This is a genomic window from Sphingomonas radicis (assembly GCF_051400635.1).
Lineage (GTDB): Bacteria > Pseudomonadota > Alphaproteobacteria > Sphingomonadales > Sphingomonadaceae > Sphingomonas.
Genome location: NZ_JBLFFG010000001.1, coordinates 723,552 through 746,011 on the forward strand (window position 1 = coordinate 723,552; position 22,460 = coordinate 746,011).

The 22,460-nt window shown below is 68.8% G+C and carries 24 protein-coding genes; 13 read left to right on the plus strand and 11 right to left on the minus strand.

What is annotated here, in order from left to right:
* Genes ACMGDH_RS03315 through hemC form a run of 6 tightly spaced genes read right to left on the minus strand, consistent with a single transcriptional unit; the run spans position 1 to position 5,310 of the window.
* A complete protein-coding gene (locus ACMGDH_RS03315; protein WP_436826490.1) occupies positions 1-1,110 on the minus strand; it encodes a CaiB/BaiF CoA transferase family protein in 1,110 nt (369 codons plus the stop codon).
* A complete protein-coding gene (locus tag ACMGDH_RS03320; RefSeq protein WP_436826491.1) occupies positions 1,107-1,625 on the minus strand; it encodes a GNAT family N-acetyltransferase in 519 nt (172 codons plus the stop codon). The genes ACMGDH_RS03315 and ACMGDH_RS03320 overlap by 4 nt, the downstream gene beginning before the upstream one ends.
* Positions 1,625-2,809: an acyl-CoA dehydrogenase gene (locus ACMGDH_RS03325; protein ID WP_436826492.1), complete on the minus strand. Its 1,185-nt coding sequence runs from the start codon at positions 2,807-2,809 to the stop codon at positions 1,625-1,627. Before ACMGDH_RS03325 ends, ACMGDH_RS03320 begins: the two co-directional genes overlap by 1 nt.
* Positions 2,810-2,825: 16 nt before the next feature.
* Complete coding sequence (locus ACMGDH_RS03330; protein ID WP_436826493.1) at positions 2,826-3,698, minus strand: hypothetical protein; 873 nt, start codon at positions 3,696-3,698, stop codon at positions 2,826-2,828.
* Between the two features lie 32 nt (positions 3,699-3,730).
* Positions 3,731-4,399 carry a uroporphyrinogen-III synthase gene (locus ACMGDH_RS03335; RefSeq protein ID WP_436826494.1) on the minus strand — a complete coding sequence of 223 codons (669 nt, stop codon included), beginning with the start codon at positions 4,397-4,399 and terminating at the stop codon, positions 3,731-3,733.
* On the minus strand, positions 4,396-5,310 hold the full coding sequence (hemC, locus tag ACMGDH_RS03340) for a hydroxymethylbilane synthase (protein ID WP_436826495.1): 915 nt from the start codon (positions 5,308-5,310) through the stop codon (positions 4,396-4,398). The genes ACMGDH_RS03335 and hemC overlap by 4 nt, the downstream gene beginning before the upstream one ends.
* Positions 5,311-5,348: 38 nt before the next feature.
* On the opposite strand from hemC, the gene tsaD reads away from it, so the two are divergent.
* From tsaD to ACMGDH_RS03355, 3 genes are read left to right on the plus strand one after another with little or no spacing between them, the layout of a single operon-like run.
* Entirely contained in the window at positions 5,349-6,374 is a 1,026-nt protein-coding gene (gene tsaD, locus ACMGDH_RS03345; protein ID WP_436827213.1) for a tRNA (adenosine(37)-N6)-threonylcarbamoyltransferase complex transferase subunit TsaD, read from the plus strand.
* Positions 6,371-7,357, plus strand: coding sequence for an NAD(P)H-dependent glycerol-3-phosphate dehydrogenase (locus tag ACMGDH_RS03350; protein WP_436826496.1), 987 nt, complete (start codon positions 6,371-6,373; stop codon positions 7,355-7,357). The genes tsaD and ACMGDH_RS03350 overlap by 4 nt, the downstream gene beginning before the upstream one ends.
* A gap of 1 nt (position 7,358) precedes the next feature.
* A complete protein-coding gene (locus ACMGDH_RS03355) occupies positions 7,359-7,889 on the plus strand; it encodes a DUF1697 domain-containing protein (protein WP_436826497.1) in 531 nt (176 codons plus the stop codon).
* On the opposite strand, the gene ACMGDH_RS03360 is transcribed toward ACMGDH_RS03355, so the two are convergent.
* Entirely contained in the window at positions 7,886-8,044 is a 159-nt protein-coding gene (locus ACMGDH_RS03360; RefSeq protein WP_436826498.1) for a DUF1674 domain-containing protein, read from the minus strand. The genes ACMGDH_RS03355 and ACMGDH_RS03360 overlap by 4 nt on opposite strands.
* A gap of 56 nt (positions 8,045-8,100) precedes the next feature.
* Here ACMGDH_RS03360 and htpX point away from each other — a divergent pair, with 56 nt between their 5' ends.
* Positions 8,101-9,051: a zinc metalloprotease HtpX gene (htpX, locus tag ACMGDH_RS03365; protein WP_436826499.1), complete on the plus strand. Its 951-nt coding sequence runs from the start codon at positions 8,101-8,103 to the stop codon at positions 9,049-9,051.
* A gap of 40 nt (positions 9,052-9,091) precedes the next feature.
* On the plus strand, positions 9,092-10,372 hold the full coding sequence (locus ACMGDH_RS03370; RefSeq protein ID WP_436826500.1) for an RsmB/NOP family class I SAM-dependent RNA methyltransferase: 1,281 nt from the start codon (positions 9,092-9,094) through the stop codon (positions 10,370-10,372).
* 4 nt (positions 10,373-10,376) lie between these two features.
* Here the strand turns inward: ACMGDH_RS03370 and ACMGDH_RS03375 are convergent, their stop codons facing one another.
* Both ACMGDH_RS03375 and ACMGDH_RS03380 read right to left on the minus strand, forming a co-directional pair.
* On the minus strand, positions 10,377-11,402 hold the full coding sequence (locus ACMGDH_RS03375) for an ATP-dependent DNA ligase (RefSeq protein WP_436826501.1): 1,026 nt from the start codon (positions 11,400-11,402) through the stop codon (positions 10,377-10,379).
* Positions 11,399-11,749 carry a GFA family protein gene (locus tag ACMGDH_RS03380; RefSeq protein ID WP_436826502.1) on the minus strand — a complete coding sequence of 117 codons (351 nt, stop codon included), beginning with the start codon at positions 11,747-11,749 and terminating at the stop codon, positions 11,399-11,401. The genes ACMGDH_RS03375 and ACMGDH_RS03380 overlap by 4 nt, the downstream gene beginning before the upstream one ends.
* Positions 11,750-11,836: 87 nt before the next feature.
* Here ACMGDH_RS03380 and ung point away from each other — a divergent pair, with 87 nt between their 5' ends.
* From ung to ACMGDH_RS03395, 3 genes are all read left to right on the plus strand, one after another.
* Positions 11,837-12,574 (plus strand): uracil-DNA glycosylase, encoded by a 738-nt coding sequence (gene ung, locus ACMGDH_RS03385; RefSeq protein ID WP_436826503.1) that lies wholly within the window; start codon positions 11,837-11,839, stop codon positions 12,572-12,574.
* Between the two features lie 29 nt (positions 12,575-12,603).
* Positions 12,604-14,064 carry a S41 family peptidase gene (locus tag ACMGDH_RS03390; protein ID WP_436826504.1) on the plus strand — a complete coding sequence of 487 codons (1,461 nt, stop codon included), beginning with the start codon at positions 12,604-12,606 and terminating at the stop codon, positions 14,062-14,064.
* An 84-nt stretch (positions 14,065-14,148) separates the two neighbouring features.
* A complete protein-coding gene (locus tag ACMGDH_RS03395; RefSeq protein ID WP_436826505.1) occupies positions 14,149-14,427 on the plus strand; it encodes a hypothetical protein in 279 nt (92 codons plus the stop codon).
* Between the two features lie 16 nt (positions 14,428-14,443).
* Here the strand turns inward: ACMGDH_RS03395 and recQ are convergent, their stop codons facing one another.
* The gene (recQ, locus tag ACMGDH_RS03400; RefSeq protein WP_436826506.1) at positions 14,444-16,222 is read right to left on the minus strand and encodes a DNA helicase RecQ; all 1,779 of its coding nucleotides are present in this window, start codon (positions 16,220-16,222) and stop codon (positions 14,444-14,446) included.
* Positions 16,223-16,335: 113 nt separating this feature from the next.
* On the opposite strand from recQ, the gene ACMGDH_RS03405 reads away from it, so the two are divergent.
* Both ACMGDH_RS03405 and ACMGDH_RS03410 read left to right on the plus strand, forming a co-directional pair.
* Positions 16,336-17,796: a helicase HerA domain-containing protein gene (locus tag ACMGDH_RS03405; protein WP_436826507.1), complete on the plus strand. Its 1,461-nt coding sequence runs from the start codon at positions 16,336-16,338 to the stop codon at positions 17,794-17,796.
* A 142-nt stretch (positions 17,797-17,938) separates the two neighbouring features.
* On the plus strand, positions 17,939-18,967 hold the full coding sequence (locus ACMGDH_RS03410) for a glycosyltransferase family 2 protein (protein WP_436826508.1): 1,029 nt from the start codon (positions 17,939-17,941) through the stop codon (positions 18,965-18,967).
* Between the two features lie 56 nt (positions 18,968-19,023).
* On the opposite strand, the gene ACMGDH_RS03415 is transcribed toward ACMGDH_RS03410, so the two are convergent.
* Positions 19,024-20,322, minus strand: coding sequence for a NupC/NupG family nucleoside CNT transporter (locus tag ACMGDH_RS03415; RefSeq protein WP_436826509.1), 1,299 nt, complete (start codon positions 20,320-20,322; stop codon positions 19,024-19,026).
* A 142-nt stretch (positions 20,323-20,464) separates the two neighbouring features.
* On the opposite strand from ACMGDH_RS03415, the gene ACMGDH_RS03420 reads away from it, so the two are divergent.
* The 3 genes from ACMGDH_RS03420 (at position 20,465) to ACMGDH_RS03430 (ending at position 22,452) form a co-directional block, all read left to right on the plus strand.
* Entirely contained in the window at positions 20,465-21,142 is a 678-nt protein-coding gene (locus tag ACMGDH_RS03420) for a queuosine precursor transporter (protein WP_436826510.1), read from the plus strand.
* Positions 21,143-21,203: 61 nt separating this feature from the next.
* Positions 21,204-22,103 carry an acetylglutamate kinase gene (argB, locus tag ACMGDH_RS03425; protein WP_436826511.1) on the plus strand — a complete coding sequence of 300 codons (900 nt, stop codon included), beginning with the start codon at positions 21,204-21,206 and terminating at the stop codon, positions 22,101-22,103.
* A 46-nt stretch (positions 22,104-22,149) separates the two neighbouring features.
* A complete protein-coding gene (locus tag ACMGDH_RS03430) occupies positions 22,150-22,452 on the plus strand; it encodes a YggT family protein (RefSeq protein ID WP_436826512.1) in 303 nt (100 codons plus the stop codon).
* Positions 22,453-22,460 lie beyond the last annotated feature (8 nt).

Consider the following 22,460-nt stretch of genomic DNA (forward strand, 5'->3'; position numbering starts at 1 on the left):
CTAAGGCCGCTTCGGGCTCGGCTTGTCCGAGACCATGCGTTCGCCGTCGATCACGATCGGGCTGGCGAGGCCGGGGATGCCTTCGCGGTCGATCTTCATGCCGCGCGCGATCACCTGCGGGTCGGCGAAGACTTCGTCGAGCACATTGATCGGGCCGGCGGGGACGCCCTGGGCCTCGAGCGCCTCGTAGAGGTCGGCCTTGGCCCAGAGCCGAATCGCGGCTTCGAGCAGCGGGATCAGCAAGGCGCGGTGCGTGACGCGGGCGGGGTTGGTCGCGAAGCGCGGATCGTCGGCGAGGTTCAGGCCGAGCACCGTGCAGAGCTTGCGGAACTGCGAATCGTTGCCGACCGCGACGATCAGTTCGCCGTCGCGGGCGTGAAAGGCCTGATAGGGCACGAGGTTGGCATGGCCGTTGCCCATCCGGTGCGGCACCTTGGCCGGGTTCGCCATCCAGTTGAGCGCCTGGTTGGCGAGCACGCCCACCTGCGTGTCGAGCAGCGCCATGTCGATGTGTGCGCCTTCGCCGGTGGCGTCGCGGTGGCGGAGCGCGGCAAGGATCGCGACCGCCGAATAGACGCCGGTGAAGATGTCGGCATAGGCGATGCCGGCCTTTTGCGGCGCGCCGTCGGGCTCGCCGGTGAGGCTCATGAAGCCGCCCATGCCCTGGATGATGAAGTCGTAACCTGCGCGGGCGGCATAGGGGCCGGTCTGGCCGAAGCCGGTGATCGAGGCGACGATGAGCCGGGGGTTCAGCGCGCGCAGGCTGGCGGGATCGAGGCCGTATTTTACCAGCCCGCCGACCTTGTAGTTCTCGATCACGACGTCGGCGTCCGCGATCAGCGCGTGGACCTCAGCCTGCCCTTCAGGGGTAGCGATGTCGATCGCCCGGCTTGCCTTGCCGCGGTTGCAGGCGTGGAAATAGGCAGCGTCGAGGTTCTCGCCGTCGGGGCCGTGGAGGAAGGGCGGGCCCCAGTGGCGCGTGTCGTCACCCTCGCCGGGGCGCTCGATCTTGATCACGTCGGCGCCAAGGTCGGCGAGCAGCTGGCCGCACCATGGGCCCGCGAGGATGCGCGCAAGCTCGACGACCTTGAGGCCCGCCAGCGGCTTCATCCCTTGCGGATCTCGTAAATCACGTGCCGCCGCATTTCGCCCGCCATCGTCCGCTCGACCGTGCCCTCGCGCAGCACGCCGCCGATCTTCGCCATCGCCTTGCGCGAGCGGATATTGTCCTCGCCGACGATGAAGGTGGCGGTGCCAACGAAGCGGTGGATGTGATCGAGCATCAGCCGCTTGATCTCGCGATTGTAGGTGCCGCCCCAATAGGCCCGCGCGATATAGGTCCAGCCGATCTCGATCTCGTCGGCCTCAGCGTCATAGCCATCGTAGCGGCTCGAGCCGATCACTTCGCCGGTCGCGCGGTCCTCGATCGTCAGCGCGCCGCCCGAGGCGAGCCCGGCGTCGAAGAATGCGTCGAACACCTCGCGCTTCCACCGATCGTGCGCCGGGTGGACCTCCCAGATCAGCGGATCGCTGGCAATCGCGAACAATGCCTCGCGGTCCTCGGCGGCCATTGGCCGGAGCGTGACAAGTTCGCCCTGGAGGATGGGCTGACGATCGGGCCCCATCAGAACGCGGCGATTCCCGTGATCGCGCGGCCGAGGATCAGCCCGTGGACGTCGTGCGTGCCTTCGTAAGTGTTGACCGTCTCGAGGTTGATCGCGTGGCGCATCACGTGGAACTCGGCGGAGATGCCGTTGCCGCCGTGCATGTCGCGCGCGACGCGGGCGATATCGAGTGCCTTGCCGCAATTGTTGCGCTTGATGATCGAGATCGCCTCGGGCGCCAGCGTGCCCTCGTCGAACATCCGCCCCGCGCGCAGCGCCGCCTGGAGCCCGAGCGCTATCTCGGTCTGCATGTTGGCGAGCTTGAGCTGGACGAGCTGGTTGGAGGCGAGCGGGCGGCCGAACTGGGCGCGGTCGAGCGTATATTGGCGGGCGGCGTGCATGCACGCCTCCGCCGCGCCCATCGAACCCCAGGCGATGCCGTAGCGTGCGCGGTTGAGGCAGCCGAAGGGTCCCTTGAGTCCCTGGACCTCGGGAAGCAGCGCTTCCTCGCCCACTTCGACGCCATCCATCACGATTTCGCCAGTGACCGAGGCGCGTAGGCTCAGCTTGCCTTCGATCTTGGGCGTGGAGAGGCCCTTCATCCCGCGTTCGAGCACGAAGCCCTTGATCGCGCCCTGGTGCGCATCGGACTTGGCCCAGACCACCATCACTTCGGCGATCGGCGAATTGGTGATCCACATCTTGGTGCCGGTGAGGCGATAGCCGCCATCGATCTTCTCGGCGCGGGTGCGCATGCCGCCGGGGTCCGAGCCGGCATCGGGCTCGGTCAGGCCGAAGCAGCCTACCCATTCGCCGGTCGCGAGCTTCGGCAGATACTTCCGCTTCTGCGCTTCGGTGCCATAGGCGAAGATCGGGTGCATCACGAGGCTGGACTGCACGCTCATCGCCGAGCGATAGCCCGAATCGACGCGCTCGACTTCGCGCGCGACGAGGCCATAGGCGACATAGCCGAGCCCGGCGCCTCCATAGGATTCGGGAATCGTCGCGCCGAGCAGCCCGAGCGCGCCCATCTCGGCCATGATCTCGCGATCGAAGCGCTCTTCCAGGAAGGCGCTGGTGACGCGCGGCAGCAGCTCGCCCTGCGCATAGTCGCGCGCGGCGCCCTGAACCATGCGTTCCTCGTCGGTCAGCTGCGCGTCGAGCGCGAACGGATCCTGCCAGTCGAACCGGCCCATCTCAGCCATTTTTACGTTTTTCCTCTCAGATTCTCACCGGCTGCACCGCGGAAAGCGGCGCCGCCGCCGCGCCCGTCGGCACCGGAGTCGGCGCTTCGAGCGCCGCTTTCTCGATCTCGGCCAGCCCCTTGCGCGCGGCGATGTAGCGCCGCGCCGCGCTCACCCAGCTCTCGGCATTGGCGGCACCGGGCATGTGGACGACCTCCGCCAGCGCCGCCTCGACCTGGCCCTGATCGAGCGAGCGGCGCGCGCGGCGGAGCCGATCGGACGTGCGCGGGCTGGGCGATTCGGCCTGGCGCAGCACGACCAGATCAGTGAGCAGCCGGCGCGCCTGCGCCCACAGCGTGTCGCTGGGGCTGCTGGTGAGCCGCGGCGCGATCGTGTCGAGCGCGAGACGAAGGTCCTCGAGCGTCACCGGCTCTTCGCCGGCGCGCAGGATCGCCGCGACGGCATCGCCGTGCTTCTCGCCGAACCGCGCGCGCAGCTGCGGCTCGAGATAGTTGAGCGGCTGGCCGCGCTCGAGCGTGCGGCGCGCCGCAAAGGCCACCATCAGCTGCTCGGCCCGGGTGGCGTGCGCCGATGCCACGCGCGAGCCGCTGTCGACTTCGCGGAGCCGGGCATCGAGCTGGTCGAGCCTGGCCGCGAGCTCCTGCTCGCGGGCGTTGAGAGTCGCCATGTCGGTCCCCGGAGGGAGCGGCGGACGCACGAAGGGCGGCGCTTCGATCGTGGTGGTCACTGGCGTGGGTTCGGGCACCGGCTCCGGGCCCATGGTGCCCCAGAGCTGCAGCGCAGCCGCGGTCGCGGCAATTCCTCCGACGAAGGCAATGCCTCCGATCAGCAGGCTGTTCTTTCCGGCGGAGCCGCGGACGGGCTCGGGCGCGAGGGGCTCGTCGCTCATGGCGCCCCTTATTCGCTGCGTCGCCCGCTCGGTCAATCGGCCAGCGCTATCGCGGTGGCGATCAGTGCCTCGGCATGCGGTGTCGGTGCGACGACCACGCTTTCCCAGCCGGTGCCTGCGGCCGCGGCGACGCGCGCGCTCATCGCGGCCAGCGCAATCCGTCCGCGTGCCGGGGCCGCGACCAGCTCGGCGAGCCGATGTGCGGCGCGAGTCGAATGGACCAGCGCGACCGATCCCGCGAGCCGCGCGACGGCTTCGGGTGCGACGGGCACGGCTTCGCTCGCATAGACCGGGACGATTCGCGCGACGATGCCGCCCGGCTGCAGCGTATGTTCGCGGCCCGACAAGTGGAGCGCGCGGCGGACTCCGCGCGCCTCGGCATTGGCGATCAGCTCGGCGGCGCCCTCCTGGCCGACCGAGACGACCGCGAGCCCCGCGCGGCGTGCCGCATCGGCGGTCGCTTCGCCCACGGCATGGACGGGGAGCGAGGCGAGCGCAGAGAGGCCGAGGCCGGCGTGGCGGACGGCGTTCGCGCTGGTGAGGATCAGCGCGTCGAATCCGGCGGGATCGGGCGCTTCCCAGGCGAGCGGGCGGACTTCGAACAGCGGCAGGCTGATCGCGACACGCCCGCGGCCCTCGATCGCGGCGGCGGTGGCGCGGTTGCCCGGTTGCGGCCGCAGCACCGCGATCGGTCGCCTCATCCGCCGAACAGCCGGCGGACGCTGTCGGGCGCGCGCGCGAGCAGGTCGGCCGCGACTGCGCGCGGCAGCCCCGAGTCGAGCGGCGCGCCCTCGAGCTGTGCATAGACGTGCGCGCTGCCGTCCTCGGCGAGCAGTTCGGCGCGCAGCGTCAGGATCGCGCCTTCGATCGTCGCGAGCGCGGCGACGGGCGAATGGCAGCTGGCGTCGAGCGCGGCGAGCAGCGCACGCTCGGCGAGGACGCAGGCGTGCGTCTGCGCGTCGTCGATCGCGGCGAGCAGCGCGCACACGCGCGAATCATCGGCGCGGCATTCGACGCCCACGGCGCCCTGAGCGGGCGCGGGGAGCATCACGTTGATCGGAATCGGCGTGCCGACGTCATGACGCCCCAGCCGCTCCAGCCCGGCGGCGGCGAGCAGGGTTGCGTCGGCTTCGCCCGCGGCGAGCTTGGCGAGCCGTGTGTCGACGTTGCCCCGGAAGAAGACCGTCCGGAGATCGGGGCGGAGTCTGCGGACCTGCGCGGCGCGGCGCGGCGAGCTGGTGCCGATCACTGCGCCCTCGGGCAGCGCTTCGAACGATTCGGCTCCCACCAGCCGGTCGCGCACGTCGGCACGGGGCAGCATCGCGGCGATCGCGATCATCTCGGGGCGGATCGTCTCGACGTCCTTCATCGAATGGACCGCGGCATCGATCTCGCCGGCGAGCAGTGCGCGATCGAGCTCCTTGGTCCACAGCGCCTTGCCGCCGATCTCGGCGAGGGGACGGTCCTGCACCTTGTCGCCGGTGGTACGGATCACGACGATCTCCACATCCTCGGGCGCGACTTCGTGCGCGGCGACGAGCGCCTCGCGCACCATCGCGGCCTGGGTGAGGGCGAGCGGCGAACCGCGGGAACCGAGGCGGAAGAGGGCCATAGTCTTGTGCTAATGCATCGGGGTTCTAGATGGATGCAATGGCGCTGATCCTGGGTCTCGAATCGAGCTGCGACGAAACCGCCGCGGCGCTGGTCACCACCGACCGCCGCATCCTCGCGCACAAGCTGGCGCGGCAGGAGGCGGCGCACCGGCCCTACGGCGGCGTGGTGCCCGAAATCGCGGCGCGCGCGCATGTCGAGGTGCTGGCCCCCCTGGTCGAGGCTGCGCTCGATGAAGCCGGTGTGACGCTGGGCGAAGTCGATGCGATCGCGGCGACCGCGGGCCCGGGCCTGATCGGCGGAGTGATGGTGGGGCTGGTGACCGGCAAGGCGCTGGCGCTGGCGAGCGGCAAGCCGCTGATCGCGGTCAACCATCTCGAGGGCCATGCGCTGTCGCCGCGGCTCGCCGATCCCGATCTCGACTTCCCCTATCTGCTGCTGCTCGTCTCGGGCGGGCATTGCCAACTGCTGCTGGTGAAGGGTGCCGGCGACTATCGCCGGCTGGCGACGACGATCGACGACGCGGCTGGCGAGGCGTTCGACAAGACGGCCAAGCTGCTGGGGCTCGGCTTTCCGGGCGGACCGGCGGTGGAAGTGGCGGCGGCGAAGGGGAATCCACGCGCGGTGCCGCTGCCGCGCCCGCTGGTGGGTTCGGGCGAGCCGCATTTCTCGTTCGCGGGGCTCAAGAGCGCCGTGGCGCGTGTGGTGGGCCAGTTCAGCGCGGAGGACATCGCCGCGTCGTTCCAGCAGGCAGTGGTCGATTGCCTGATCGACCGTACCCGGCGTGCGCTGGGCCAGGTCGAGGCGCGCGCGCTGGTGGTGGCGGGCGGCGTCGCGGCGAACGCGCTGGTCCGCGCTGCGCTGGAGGGGCTGGCGGCCGAGCAGGGGTTGCGCTTCGTGGCGCCGCCGCTGTGGCTGTGCACCGACAATGCCGCGATGATTGGCTGGGCGGGCGCGGAACTGTTCGCGGCGGGGCGCACCGATCCGCTCGACACGCCGGCACGCGCGCGTTGGCCGCTCGATCCGGATGCGGAAAAGGTCCGGGGGGCAGGAGTGAAGGCATGAGCGACGCGGCGATCGGCGTAGTGGGGGGCGGCGCCTGGGGAACCGCGCTGGCGCAGGTGATAGCGAGCGGCGGCCGGTCAGTCCGGCTGTGGGCGCGCGAGCCCGAGGTGGTCGAGGCGGTGAACACGCGCCACGAGAACAGCATCTTTCTCGCTGGGCGGCCGCTTTCGGAGGCTATCGTCGCAACTGGCGATCTGGCGGCTCTGGCGGGAACTGCCGCGGTGCTGGTGGTGACGCCGGCGCAGCATATGCGCGCGGTGCTCGGCCAGCTGCCTGCGGAGGGACAGCCGCTGATTCTCTGCTCGAAGGGAATCGAAGCGGGCAGCCTCAAGCTGCTCCACGAAGTCGCGCATGAGGTACATCCCGGTTCGCCCATCGCAGTGCTCTCCGGCCCGACCTTCGCACACGAGGTCGCCGCGGGACTGCCGACGGCGGTGACGCTCGCCGCCTCTGACGTCGAGACCGCGCGCGCGCTTGCCGAGCTGATCGCGCGGCCTGCCTTTCGCCCGTACGCCTCCACCGATGTCGCCGGTGCGGAGATCGGCGGGGCGGTGAAGAACGTGCTCGCGATCGCCTGCGGGGTGGTCGAGGGCGCAGGGCTCGGGCTCAACGCGCGTGCCGCGGTGATCGCGCGCGGCTTTGCCGAGATGACGCGCTTCGGAGTCGCGCGCGGGGCGCAGGCGGAGACGCTGGGCGGGCTTTCGGGACTCGGCGACCTGGTGCTGACCTGCACCTCGACCAATTCGCGCAATTTCTCGCTCGGCGTCGGGCTGGGCCAGGGGCGCAGCGCCGCCGAACTGCTGGCCGACCGCAGGACCGTGGCCGAGGGTGCGTTCACGGCTCCGGTATTGTGTGAGGCCGCGGCCGCGACCGGCGTCGACATGCCGGTGACTGCGGCGGTCAACGCGCTGCTCGAAGGCTCGGCGATCGGCGAGGTGGTCGAGGCGCTGCTCAGCCGGCCCCTGCGGGAGGAAGCGCAATGAAATGGGCGGCGCTTTCAGGGGAATCAATCTCGGCAAGCGCCAGCTCAAGTCGGCGGAACTCAAGGCCGTGGTGGAGGGCATGGGCTTCACGGAGGTGAAGACGATCCTCGCCTCCGGGAACGTCGTGTTCGAGGCTGGCGATGCCGCGCCTGCGGCGCTCGAGCGCGATCTGCACCTCGCCCTGGAGAAGGCGACCGGGCTGAAGTCAGAAGTGTTCGTGCGCAACCGCGCCGATCTCGACGCGCTGGTGAAGGCTAACCCCTTTCCCGAAGAGGCGCGCGAACGGCCGAGCTTTCTGGTCGTCAGCTTCCACCGCGAACCCGTCGACAAGGCGGCGATCGACCGGATCGCCGCGAGCTATGACGGTCCCGAGCGGATGGTGGCGGTCGGCCGTGAGCTGTTCACCGATTTTCCGGAGGGGCAGGGCCGCTCGAATCTGGCTCCGACGATGCAGAAGGCCAGGCTCTCGCAGGGCAATACTGCCCGCAACTGGAACACGGTGCTCAAGATCCAGGCCGCGCTGGCGGACTAGAAGTCGACCGCGATGCCCTTGCGCTCCCAGTCGCCGTAGCGGGTGGGATTCTTGCCCAGCGGGTCTTCGGTCTGCTTGCCCGGCTCGGGCTGCGGCACGGGCGGGCTCTTCGAAAGATATTCGGGCGGTTTCACATGTTCGGGGCGCTGGCCCATGGCATTGTTTCCTGGCGGTTCGCTTCCCAAATCGGGTGGGCAAGGAGTGGGTTCAAGTGAACGGTTTGAAGACAGGCATGCTGCTCGCGGCGCTCACCGCGCTGTTCATGGCGCTGGGCTATACGCTCGGCGGCAGCGGCGGGGCGTTGATCGCGCTGGTGGTCGCGGCGGGGATGAACCTGATCACCTTCTGGAACGCCGACAAGATCGTGCTGTCGATGCACCATGCGCGTGAAGTCGAGGCACGCACGGCGCCCGAGCTGGTGGGGATCGTCGAGGAGCTGAGCCGCCGCGCCGGGCTGCCGATGCCCAAGGTATACGTGATCGACTCGCCGCACCCCAACGCCTTCGCTACCGGACGCGATCCGCAGCACGCCGCCGTCGCTGCGACGACGGGCTTGCTCGACATGCTGACCCGCGACGAAGTGGCCGGGGTGATGGCGCACGAGCTGGGCCATGTCCGCAATCGTGACACGCTGATCATGACGATGGTCGCGACGATCGCGGGCGCGATCTCGATGATCGCCAACTTCGGGCTGTTCTTCCGCGATTCGGAAGGGCGCGGGCCGGGGCTCGCCGGAATCGCCGCGGTGTTCGTCGCGCCCTTTGCGGCGATGATCGTCCAGATGGCGATCAGCCGCACGCGCGAATATGGCGCCGACCGCGCCGGCGCCGAGATCTCGGGCAACCCGCGCGCACTCGCCTCGGCGCTCGCCAAGCTGGCACGGGGCGCTGCACACATTCCCAATCCGGTAGCCGAGCGCGTGCCGGCGGCGTCGCAGCTCTACATCGTGCCGGGGCTCGGCGGCGGCCGCGACAATATGTTCTCGACGCACCCGGACACCGGCAACCGGATTGCCGCGCTGGAGGCGATCGCGGCCGAGATGGGCGGCATCGGGGCGCCTGTGAATGCACCGGCGGTTGCCGCCACGCCCCGCGCCGCCAGCGTGCCGGTGACGCGCAAGCCTCGCCGCGCGAGCGCACTCGATCCGTACGGCCGCCGCTAACCCTTTCCTTCGCCGCGCGTGAGGGACTAGGGGGAGCCATATGTCCAGACCCCCCCGACCCCACCGTCCAGAGGCTGATGCGCCCGGCGTCCCCGCGCGCCGCGCTGCGCTCCGACTGCTCGACGGGGTGCTCCGCCGCGGGCTCGCGCTCGAACAGGCGCTGGACAATGCCGCGCAGGGGCTCGCGCCCAACGATCGCGGGCTCGCGCACGCAATCGCCGCCGAGGCGCTGCGGCGGCTGCCCGATCTCGATGCGCTGATCGATTCGGCCACTCAGCGCGAGCTTCCGGGCGATGCAAAGGCGCGCTTCGCGCTGCGGATTGCGCTGGTTCAGGCGCTCGCGCTCGGCACGCCCGGCCATGCCGCGATCGCCACGGTGCTTCCGCTGGTCGACGGCGGGCCGCGCAAACTGGTGCATGGCGTGTTCGGCACGCTGATGCGCCAGGGTGTCACGCTCCCCGAGCCGCCCACGCTGCCGGACGCCGTGGCGCTGCGCTGGCACGCCACCTGGGGCGACCAGATGATCGAGGATGCCGAGCGCGCGATCGCAGTGCCGCCGCCGCTCGACCTGACGCTGCGCGATCCTGTCCGCGCACCCGATCTTCCGGGCGTCAGCCTGCTTCCGGGGCATCTGCGTCTGGACGAGCGGGCGTCGGTACCCGGCATCGAAGGCTATGGCGAAGGCGACTGGTGGGTGCAGGACCTCGCCGCCTCGATTCCTGCGCGGCTGATCGGCGCCGGTGCGGGGCACGCGCTCGACCTGTGCGCCGCGCCGGGCGGCAAGACGCTCCAGCTTGCCGCGGCAGGCTGGGACGTGACTGCGGTGGACGTGTCCGAGAACCGGCTCGCGCGGCTGCACGAGAATCTGGAGCGGACGGGGCTCTCGGCTCGGGTGATCGCTGCGGACCTGCTGCAATGGCGGCCGGATGCGCCAGCCGATGCGGTGCTGCTCGACGCGCCGTGCAGCGCCACTGGCATCTTTCGCCGCCACCCCGATGTGCTCCACCGCGTCCGCCCGTCGCTGATCGCCGAGATGGCCGAGCTCCAGTCGCGGCTGCTCGACCGGGCGGCGGAATGGGTGAAGCCGGGAGGGGTGCTCGTCTTCTCGACTTGCTCGCTGGAGCCCGAGGAAGGCGAGGCGCAGCTCGAACGCTTTCTTGCGGCGCATCGGGACTATGCGATCGATCCCGTCCGTGCCGAGGAACTGCCGGAAGGCGTGACCGCGCGCGAGGATGGAGCGCTCCGCCTCCTTCCCGGCGTGCTCGCCGAGCAGGGCGGGCTCGACGGCTTCTTCATTGCGCGGCTGGGCAGGGCCGGCTGAGCAGTCAGCCCTTCTCCAGGGCCGCTTCGATCAGCGCAGGGCGCACTTCGCCTTCGAGCTGCTCCATCGTGCACTGGCGCGGAGCCTTGTCCGGGCGCCAGCGCAGGAAGCCGGTTCCGTGGCGGAAGCGACGGCCAGTGACATGGTCGTAGCGGACCTCGACCACCAGTTCGGGGCGCAGCGGCTCCCACTCGCCTGTTCGCTCGGTCGACCAGCGGCTGGGGCCGCCCGGAGCGTCTCCGGTGAAGCCCGGCGGTTCGATCAGCGCTTCGAGCTGCCTAGTCAGCGCAGGCCGGTCGGCGGCGGGAATGGCGGACGTGAAACCCACGTGATGCAGCAGCCCGGCATGGTCGTAGAGGCCGAGCAGCAGCGAGCCGACTTCGCGCTTCTTCGCGGCATAGCGGAAGCCTCCGACGACGCAGTCTGCAGTGCGCAGCCGTTTGACCTTGAGCATTGCGCGCTCGCCGGGCCGATAGGGTTCGTCGAGTCGCTTGGCGACGACGCCATCGAGGGCACCGCCGGCGGCGTCGAGCCAGGCTTGCGCGGCGGCGGGGTCCTCCGTCGCGGGGGAGAGGCGCAGATCGGGCGAACCGTGGCCGGCATGAAAGCGCTCGAGCGCGGCGCGGCGTTCTGCAAGCGGTCTGCCGGCCAGCGTACCGGCATCGGGGGACCAAAGGCAGTCGAACAGCATCAGCTGCGCGGGCGTCTCGGCCGCGAGCTTGCGGACGCGGCTCTCGGCGGGGTGGAGACGCATCTGGAGCGCCTCGAACGAGAGCGCGTCGCCGACGGGGATGAGCAGCTCGCCGTCGAGCACCAGGCGCTCGACCGGCAGCGCGCCGATCAGGGCGGCAATTTCCGGGAAATAGCGTGCCAGCGGTTTGCCCGACTTGGACTGGAGCGCGACGTCGCCGCCCTGCTTGAAGACGAGGCAGCGGAAACCGTCCCATTTGGGCTCGAACTGCCAGCCTGGCCCGTCGGGCAGCGCCTCGACGAGCTTGGCTTCCATCGGTTCGAGCCCGGGAGCGATCACCTGCTCGCGCCGTCGTACGGCTGGATCTGGAGCGCGTCGAGATCGATCCCGTCGACGCAGCGCAGGTTGATCTCCACCATCGCGTGCCCGTCGGGCGTGGTCCCCTCGGCGAAGGGCGCGACGCCGCACGTCTTGCAGAAATGATGCGCGATGACGTGGTGGTTGAAGCGATAGGTGGCGATGTCGTCGCGGCTACCCTCGAGCCGGAACTTGTCGGGCGTGGTGAAATGGTGGAGTGGCGCCTTGCGCCGGCAGATCGAGCAGTTGCACTGGATCGCCTGGGCGGGCGGATCCTCGTCGACGCTATAGGCGATACGGCCGCAGTGGCAGCTTCCGGTGAACGACATGGCTTTGCTCCCTCTTTGGGAAACCCGCGCGCGGGCTTTCCGATCCTGCCCGTTGACACGGGCACGCGCGTTTCGGAGAGCAGCGGCATGGGCAACGTCAAGCTGCATCCGAGCTGGCTCGATCCGCTGAAGGAGGAATTCGCCAGCCCGTACATGGAAACGCTCAGGGCGTTCCTGGTTGCCGAGAAGGCCGCGGGGAAGCGCATCTTTCCGGCGGGAAGCGAATGGTTCCGAGCGCTCGACCTGACGCCACTCGAGCAGGTGAAGGTCGTGATCCTGGGGCAGGACCCCTATCATGGGCCGGGCCAGGCGCATGGCCTGTGCTTCTCGGTGCGCCCGGGCGTGCGCGTGCCGCCGAGCCTGGTCAACATCTACAAGGAGCTGCAGAGCGACCTCGGCATCCCGCCGGCGTGCCACGGCTTCCTGGAGCATTGGGCCGAGCAGGGCGTGCTGCTGCTGAACGCCGTGCTCACGGTGCAGATGAGCATGGCGGCGTCGCACCAGGGCCGCGGGTGGGAGCGGTTCACCGACGCCGTGATCCGGCTCGTCAACGCTCGCCCCGAGCCGGTGGTGTTCATGCTCTGGGGCAGCCACGCGCAGAAGAAGGCGGCGTTCGTCGATTCGATCGAGCGCGGCGGGCGGCATCTGGTGCTCAAGGCGCCGCACCCGTCGCCGCTGTCGGCGCACAGCGGCTTCTTCGGGTGCCGGCATTTTTCCAGGGCTAACGAATTCTTGAAGGCGCATGGGCAGAAGCCGATCGACTGGGCGTTGCCGGCTCAGCCAGAATCGAACGTGAATCTGGCACCGCGCGGGGAACGCGGATAAGCGTTTGAATTCGTTATTGGGGGGTACGGATGAAGCGGATGCGTTTCGGGACTGCGCTGGCGCTGGTTGCGATGCTGGCGGCGTGCAGCGGTGGCGGTGGCGGATCGGTCAACGCTCCCCCGACGGCAGGTGGCGGAACGACGACGCCGACCCCGACTCCTCCTACGACCGCGGGCTGCTCGCTACGCGACCGGCAGAACTGGGCGGCCGCTCAGCTCAACGAATGGTATCTCTTCCCCGAGACGCTGCCCGCCAGCCTCGATCCGGCACCCTATGCCAGTGTCGATGCCTATATCGATGCGATGACTGCCACGGCGCGTGCGCAGAGCAAGGACCGCTATTTCACTTATCTGACCTCGATCGCCGAGGAGAATGCCTATTATTCCTCCGGGTCCAGCGCGGGGTACGGATTCCGGTTGACCGGCGACAGCGCCGCAAGACGCGTGTGGGTGACGGAGAGTTTCGAGGGCGCGCCGGCGCTTGCCGCTGGGCTGGACCGGGGCACCGAGATCCTGGCACTCGGCACCAGCGCGGCGAACTTGCGCACGGTCGATTCGCTGATCGCTTCGGGCGGTCTCGCCGCAGTGAGCAATGCGCTCGGCACCGAAGCAGTGGGCACCACGCGCGTGTTCCGCATCCGCGACGCGGCCGGCACGCGCGACGTGTCCGTTTCGATGGCCGATTATGCGCTTACGCCGGTTTCGAGCCGCTACGGTGCCAAGGTGATCGACGATGGCGGCCGCAAGGTGGGCTATGTGAACCTGCGCACCTTCATCAACACCGCCGATCCGGCGCTGCGCGCTGCCTTCGCGCAGTTCAAGGCGCAGGGTGTGAACCAGATCATCGTCGATTTCCGCTACAACGGCGGCGGGCTCATCTCGATCGCGGAACTGATGGGTGACCTGCTTGGCGCCAACCGCACGACCTCCGACGTGTTCAGCCACACCGTATTCCGCGCCTCGAAGGCTGCCAACAACGAGACGCGCTATTTCAGCCCGCAGCCCGAATCGATTGCGCCGACGCGCATCGCCTTCATCGGCACGGGCGGCACGGCATCGGCCAGCGAGCTCGTGATCAATGCCTTCATTCCCTACCTCCGTGCCAATGCGGCGCTGGTGGGGACCAACACCTACGGCAAGCCGGTGGGGCAGATCGCGCTCGACAAGGCTGCCTGCGACGATCGGCTGCGGGTGGTGGCGCTCGCGGTGCATAACGCTGCCAACCAGGGCGGCTATTACACCGGGCTCGCGAACACGGTGGAGGCGAGCTGTCGTGCGGGCGACGACATCAACTATCCGATGGGCGATCCGCGCGAAGCCTCGACCAAGGCGGCGCTCGACTTCCTGGCGGGGCGGAGCTGCACGCCGGTGAGCGGCGCAGCGCCGACGGTGGCGCTGCGCGACGCGGTGGGGCTCGGCGAAACTCCGCGCGAGCTGCTTGCACCCGAACGTCCGTCGACTTTCCAGCGCGAGGTCCCCGGCGCCTTCTGACGCTTCGCGGGAACCTCTCGCGCCGCCGGCGATTGGTGCGGCTCCGGCACCACCATGCCGGTTCGCGCGAAAAAGGGGAATGCGATGAAGTTCATGATGAGGGCCGCCTGTGCGGCGGGACTGCTGGCGCTCGCTGCATGCGGCGGCAATGCTGACGATCAGGCTGCCGAGAACATCGAGGCTGCGGGCGAAAACCAGGCCGACGCACTAGAGGCGCAGGCCGATGCGACGAGCAACGACCAGCTCCACGACGCGCTCGAAAGCCAGGCCGACAATATCGAGGATGCTGCCGAGGCCGCGGCCGACCGCGCCGACGACAATGACGACGCGCGGATCGAGAACCAGCTCGGCAACGCGATGTAACCCGCGCGAGGCCCCGTCACGCTTGTGGCGGGGCCTCGCGGATCACCTGAAGGAAATCGGCGCCATAGGCCTCGAGCTTGCGCGCGCCGACGCCCGAGATCCGCCCTAGTTCGGCAAGCGAGGCCGGGCGGCCGAGCGCCATGTCGCGCAGCACCGAATCATGGAAGATCACATAGGGCGGGAGGCCAGTCTCCTGCGCGATTTCGCGCCGCTTTGCGCGCAATGCCTCGAACAGCGGATTGCCCACCGGATTCTCGCCGCCCGCGCGACCGCGGCGTGCACGGCGCTCGCGCTTGGGCGGAAGCACCAGCTTGAGCGCGGCCTCGCCCTTGAGGATCGGGCGCGCTTCGGGTCCGAACTCGAGCCCGCCGTGCGGATTTGCTCGCAGCGCGTCGCGCAGCAGCAGCGCACGCGCGACCGGCTTGAGCAGCGCCGCCTCCTCGCCATTGACGATCCCGAAAACCGATAGTTTCTCGTGCCCGTTCATCAGGCTGCGCTCGCTCGACTGGCCCAGCAGGATCGATTCGATATAGCCGACACCGAACGTCATGCCGGTGCGGAACACCGCGGACAGGAACTTCTGCGCCGTGACGCTCGCGTCGATCGCGGCGGGCGGCGTGAGGCAATTGTCGCAATTGCCGCAGGTCTCGGGCGCATCCTCGCCGAAGTGGCGAAGCAGGATTCGGCGGCGGCATCCGGCCGTTTCGACGAGCGCGCCGAGCGCAGTCAGGCGGGTGCGCTCGCCTGCCTGGCGGTGCGGCTCGACTTCGCCGATCCGCTGGCGGGCGCGCGCGAAATCGTCGGCGCCCCAGAAGAGGTGCGCGACGGAAGGGTCGCCGTCACGCCCGGCGCGCCCGGTCTCCTGATAGTAGGCCTCGATCGACTTCGGCAGGCCAGCATGGGCGACGAAGCGGACGTCGGGCTTGTCGATCCCCATGCCGAAGGCGACGGTAGCGACCATCACCATCTCTTCGGACGCGACGAACGCCGCCTGGTTGCGGCGGCGCACCGCGGGATCGAGGCCGGCGTGATAGGGCAGCACCGGCCGGCCGGTCTCGGCGGCGAGCCGCTCGGCGAGCTTCTCCACCGCGGCGCGGGTCTGGGCATAGACGATGCCGGGGCCCGGCTGCTCGGAGACCAGATCGAGGATCTGGCGCGTGGTGTTCTCGCGCGGGCTGATCGCGTAGCGGATATTGGGCCGGTCGAACCCCGCGACGATCAGCCCGTCCTGCGGGATGCCGAGCTGCTCGAGGATATCGGCGCGGGTGTGCGCGTCGGCCGTCGCGGTGAGCGCGAGCCGCGGCACATGCGAAAAATGATCGAGCAGCGGGCGCAGCAGACGATAGTCGGGGCGGAAATCATGGCCCCATTCGGAGACGCAATGCGCTTCGTCGATCGCGAACAGCGCCAGCGGCGTGCTTTCGAGCAGCCGGCGGAAGCTGTCGTTCGAGGCGCGCTCGGGGGCGACGTAGAGCAAGTCGAGCGCACCGGAGCGGAAGCGGGCGATCGTCTCCTCGCGATTCTCGTCGACGCTGGTGAGCGTTGCGGCGCGGATGCCGACCGCTTCAGCGGCGCGGAGCTGATCGTGCATCAGCGCAATCAGCGGCGAGACGACGACGCAGGTGCCGTCGAGCGCCTGGGCCGGCACCTGATAGCAGAGAGACTTGCCCGCGCCGGTGGGCATCACCGCGAGGGTGTTCGCTCCGGCCATCACGCGATCGACCACCTGGCGCTGCACGCCGCGGAAATCGGCGAATCCGAATGTCTTGTGGAGGATGTCGAGCGGATCGGTCACCGCGCCCCTATCCCCTTCCGGGGGCGCCGCGGCAAGCTCATCCACAGGCTTGCGGCCAATCGCCGCACGACAGCCTTGCGGCAAAGCCCCTCGATCCGCCAAAGCGGAGGCGAATGACGGTCCGGGTTGAAATGGGGAAAGACACGGGCGGGGCAGCCGTGTCGATGGATCTCGAGGAGTTGCTCGCCACCCGTCTGCTCGTCCAGGGCAATTCGGGGTCGGGAAAGTCGCACCTGCTGCGCCGGCTGCTCGAACAGGCGGCGGGCCATGTCCAGCAGGTGGTGATCGATCCCGAGGGCGACTTCGTGACGCTGAGCGACCGCTACGGCCATCTCGCGATCGAGGCGTCCGAGCATAGCGAGCGCGACGTGGCGCGCTTCGCCTCGCGCATCCGTGAGCACCGCGCCTCGGTGGTACTGAGTCTCGAAGGGCTCGAGGCCGAGGGGCAGATGAAATGCGCCGCGGCGTTCCTCAACGGCCTGTTCGATGCGCCGCGCGACCATTGGTATCCGGCGCTCGTCGTGGTCGACGAGGCGCAGCTGTTCGCGCCGGCGGGCGGCGGCGAAGTGGCCGAGGACGTGCGGCGCGCGTCGCTCTCGGCGATGACCAACCTGATGTGCCGCGGGCGCAAGCGCGGGCTCGCGGGAGTGATCGCCACCCAGCGGCTCGCCAAGCTGGCAAAGAATGTCGCGGCCGAAGCGTCGAACTTCCTGATGGGGCGGACCTTCCTCGATATCGACATGGCGCGCGCTGCCGATCTGCTGGGAATGGAGCGGCGCCAGGCGGAATCGATCCGCGACTTGCAACGCGGACATTTCCTCGCGCTCGGCCCCGCAGTCTCGCGGCGGCCGATCGCGGTGCAGATCGGCGCAGTCGAGACCAGCGCGCGCAGCTCGAGCCCGAAGCTGACGCCGCTCCCCGAGGCTCCGACCGAGGATCTCAAGGGCCTGCTGCTCGCGCCCGCCGAGCCGAGCTGGACTCCGCCGGCGCCGCCTGCAGCGCCGGTACCCACCCAGACCGCTTCCGAACGGCTGATCGAAGCGCTCGCGCGCTCGGTGCCGGAGCCCGCCGAGGCGGCGCCTGAAATCGAGCCTGAGGAAGCGGCAGCGCGGATTGCCGACGTCCTGCGCGACATCGTCGAGGATTCTGAATCGACCTATCGCTCGCCTTCGGTGCTCTATCAGGATTTCCTGGTGCGGTGCCGGATGGTGGGGTTGGCGCGACCGCCGCTTGATCTTTCGGGCTTCGTCCGGCGGCTCTCGGCAGCGCGCGCCGGCATTCACGGCGATCCCGATGCGGAATGGTCGCAGGCGCTGGAGGCAGCGCGCGCGCTTCCCGACGATATGCTGGGCCCGTTCCTGTTGATCGCCCGCGCCGCGCGCGAAGGCGAACCCTGTCCCAGCGACGCCGAAATCGCCGCCACTTATGGCACCAGCTCGCTCGGCCGCGTTCGCCGGCTGCTGAGCTATATCGAGAGCCGCGAGCTGTTCGTGACGCGTGTCGATCTTGCCGGCAAACGCTCGATCACCATCCCGCGGCTCGGCTGGACCACTCAGCCCTCCGAAGCCGTCTAGGTTTCACTCGCTTTCCGTTCGCCCTGAGCCTGTCGAAGGCGCGCAGTGCGGAACCAGAGGTACGGTGCCCTTCGACAAGCTCAGGGCGGACGGGATTTTCTGGATACAAGCGGTTTCAAAACTACTCTAGACAGCCCGCCCTATGAAGCGGCCTAAGCTCTCGATCGTCATCCCCTGCTACAATGAAGAGGCGTGCCTGGACTTGCTCCATGCGCGCGTCTCGGCTGCCGCGAAGGCGGCGGTGGGGGAAGATTACGAGATCGTGCTGATCAACGACGGTTCGCGCGACGCGAGCTGGAAGGTGATGCAGCAGCTCTCGGCGAGCGATCCGCATCTGATCGCGATCAACCTGTCGCGTAACCACGGCCACCAGCTTGCGCTCACGGCGGGGCTCGACCTGTGCGCGGGCGAGGAAATCCTGATCATCGACGCGGACCTGCAGGACCCGCCCGAACTGCTGACCGACATGCGCGCGGCGATGCGCTCGCAGGGGGCGGACGTAGTCTATGCGGTGCGGCGCAAGCGCGACGGCGAGACGATCTTCAAGAAGATCACCGCCGCCTTCTTCTATCGCATGCTCGATCGGATCACCGATACGCCGATCCCGCTCGACACCGGGGATTTCCGGCTGATGACGCGGCGCGCGCTCGACGCTTTCCTGTCGCTGCCCGAGCAGGCGCGATTCATCCGCGGCATGGTGGCGTGGGTGGGGTTCAAGCAGGTGCCCTTCGTCTACGACCGGCACGAGCGCCACGCCGGCGAGAGCAAATACCCGCTCGCCAAGATGATCCGCTTCGCGCTGGACGCGATCACCGGCTTCTCGACTGCGCCGCTGCGCTTCGCGAGCCATGTCGGGCTGCTGCTCACCGGCGCTTCGGCGCTGCTCGTGCTCTACATCCTCGTCGGCTGGCTGTTTGGGCGCGCGATCCCCGGCTGGACCTCGTTGATGCTGGTGGTGGTGGTGCTCGGCGCGGTGCAGATGTTCGTGCTTGGGCTGATCGGCGAGTATCTCGGCCGGCTCTACGTCGAATCGAAGCGGCGCCCGCTCTACATCGTCGCCGATGTGGCGGGGCCGGTGAAGGGGCATGCGTCGCTCGGCTATCGCTTCGAGGATTCGGGCGAAGTCAGCGTCTCACCACAGACGATCCGGCACGAACCGGTGGAAGACTGAACGGATAGCTTCGGCGGGAATTCCTTCCTTTCCCGTTGGAGCTATGGCTCGGCTTCTCAGGGCAGCAGCAGCCCGGCGAGCGCGGCGCTCATCAGATTGGCGAGGCTGCCCGCGATCAGCGCGCGGATGCCCAGCTTGGCGATCATCGGCCGCTGGTTGGGGGCGAGGCTTCCCGTCGCCGCCATCTGGATCGCGATCGAGCTGAAATTGGCGAAGCCGCACAGCGCGAAGGTGATGATGGCAACGGTGCGCGGCGCAAGGTCGGTCATCTGCCCCAGCTCGATGAACGCCACGAACTCGTTGAGCACCATCTTGGTGCCGAACAGCCCGCCGGCCGCCACTGCGTCGTGCCACGATATGCCGAGCAGGTACATCACCGGCGCGAAGAGCGTGCCGATGATCTTCTGGAAGCTGAGGTCCGCGAACGGCTGGGCCCAGGCGGCGTTCCCGCTGGCATAGACGACCCAGTTTCCCAACCCGCCCAGCAGGCCGTTGGCGAGTGCGACCAGCGCCACGAAGGCAAGCACCATCGCGCCGACCGCGACGGCGATCTTGACGCCGGTCGAGGCTCCGGTAGCCGCGGCCATGATCAGATTGGCTGCGCGCTCTTCCTCCAGGTCATGCTCGGCGACCTTGATGGCTTCCTCCTCGGCATCGTCGCCGAGCGGGAGTGCGCCGTCCGCGAGTGCAAGCTCATCGGGCATGATGATCTTGGCCATCAGAAGCCCGCCCGGAGCGGCCATGAACGAGGCGGCGAGCAGATAAGGGAGCGAGGCCGGGCCGAGCAGGCTGGCATAGGCCGCCAGGATCGTGCCCGCGACGCCGGCCATGCCCACGCTCATCACCGCGAAGAGCTGCGAAGGCGTGAGACGCGCGAGATAGGGGCGGATGACGAGCGGCGATTCGCTCTGGCCGACGAAGATATTCGCGGCCGCGCACAGCGATTCGACCTTGGTCGTGCCCACCACCTTCTCGATGCCGCCGCCGATCCAGCGGATAACGAACTGCATCACCCCGAGGTGGTAGAGGATCGAAACCAGCGCCGCGAAGAAGATGATCACCGGCAGCGCGGCGATGGCGAAGCTCTGGCCGCCGAGCTCGGGCTTGGCCAGTGGGCCGAACAGGAAGCTGGTGCCGGCGCCGGCATAGCCGAGCAAAGCGGAGACGCCGTTGGACATGCCATGGAGCGCCGCCTGGCCCCAGCCGGTGCGCAGCACGAGCAGCGCGATTCCGGCCTGGAGCGCAAAGGCCGCACCGACCACGCGCAGCCGGATCGCGCGCTTGTTGCTGGAAAGCAGGAAGGCGATGCCGAGAATCGCCAAGATGCCGAAAATGCCGATCGGAAAGTGAGTCATCCGGATTTCAGTCGCGCCCCAGTGCCGGATCTTCAGCCGGCGAAAGCGGGACCATACACGCTGCACTGCGCCGCGCCAGCGCGGGTTTCGTACGGAGGCGCGGCCCCTTTCTCGACCCCAAGTTTCCCGCTAGCGTCCGCCGATGGAAATCCGCCCCCAGATCACGCGCTCGCTCTTCTTCCTCTCGATCTTCTACGGCGGCATGGTCTGCATCGCCGGCGTGCTCGGCAACAAGCAGGTGTCGCTGGGGCCGGTCTCGGCGATCGGCACCTGGGCAGGCGTGGGGCCGCTTGCAGTGGAAGCGGGGATCTTCGCCTTCCTGCTGCTGGTGGCGGTGTCGAGCGCGGTCGCCGAGCTCCATGGACGCCCCACCGCCAATCGGCTGGTGCAGTTCGGCTTCGTCCCGCTCATCGTCTCGATGGTGCTGTCGTATCTCGTCTGGTCGCTTCCGGCCTCGCCCGAGATGCAGCCGCAATACCGCGATTCGATCCAGCTCGTGCTGGGGACCACGTGGAGGATCTGGGGCGCCGGGATCGTCGCATACGGTGTTTCGCAGACGCTCAACGTGACCATCTTCAGCGCAATGAAATCGGGCCAGGGCAAGCTGCTGTGGCTGCGGGCCGGAGTGGCGGGGGTGCTGAGCCAGATCGTGGACACGCTGATCTTCGTCACGCTGGCCTTTGCGGGCGATTTCCCGATCGGGTCGCTGCTGGTCGGGCAGATGCTCGCCAAGGTGGTGCTCAGCGCCGTGCTGGTGCCCGTGCTCATCTATCTGTTCGTGGCGCTCGGCCGCACGCTGGACGGACGGCGGCCGCTCTAGGACGTTGGCGCTCCAGGTGCCGGGCTCGCACTGGGCGAAACTTTGCCCTAAAGGCGCGCGCATGACCGACAACGCACCCGATCCGGCGATGCTCGCCAAGGCCGAAACGCTCGTCGAGGCGCTGCCCTATCTGCAGCGCTATGCCGGCGCGACCTTCGTCGTGAAGTATGGCGGGCACGCAATGGGCGATCCCGAGCTCGCGCGCGACTTCGCCGAGGACATGGTGCTGCTCCAGGCAGTGGGCATCAACCCGATCGTCGTCCACGGCGGCGGTCCGCAGATCGGGGCGATGCTCAAGCGGCTGGGCGTCGAATCCAAGTTCGTCGGCGGGCTGCGCGTCACCGACGCGGAGACCGCGCGGATCGCGGAAATGGTCCTGGCGGGCTCGATCAACAAGGAGATCGTCGGCTGGATCGGCCAGGCGGGCGGCAAGGCCGTGGGCATCTCGGGCAAGGACTCGGGGCTGGTGACCGCCGAGAAGGTGAACGGCCGCGAGCCCGACCCGCTCCAGGGCATCGAGCGCCACGTCGACCTGGGCTTCGTCGGCGAGCCGGTCGCGGTCGATCCCTCTCTGCTCAGGACTTTGTCCGCGCAGGGCTTCATTCCGGTGGTCGCGCCGATCGCGCTCGGCGCCGACGGCCACACCTACAACATCAATGCGGATACGATGGCGGGAGCGATCGCGGGGGCGTGCGGCGCCAAGCGCTTCTTTCTGCTCACCGATGTCGCAGGGGTGCTCGACAAGTCGGGCGAGCTGCTCACCGATCTCGATCCCGCGCGCATTTCCGAGCTTCAGGCCGATGGCACGATCTCGGGCGGGATGATCCCCAAGGTCGAGACCTGCGTGGCGGCGGTCCAGGCCGGCGTGGACGCGGCGGTGATCCTCGACGGACGCGTGCCGCACGCGATGCTGCTCGAAATCTTCACGCGGCGCGGGGCCGGCACACTGGTCCATGCCTGACTGCAACGCTATCTAGTCGTAAATTCCCTTCAGCGGAGAACCGGGTTTGATCCTGATCCTCGACATCCTCCAGATCCTGCTCAACGTGCTCTGGTGGATCATCATCGTCCAGGCGATCCTGTCCTGGCTGATCGCGTTCAACGTGATCAACACCTACAACGAGTTCGTCGGTTCGATCTGGCGCGCGCTCCGGACGCTCACCGAGCCGCTCTACCGGCCGATCCGGCGCATCCTGCCCGATTTCGGCGGGCTCGACCTTTCGCCGATGGTGGTGTTGGTGATCCTGCTGATCATCCAGCAGGCGGTGATGCCCGCGCTTTATCGTGCTGCCATGGGCGGCTCGATCTGAGCCGATCC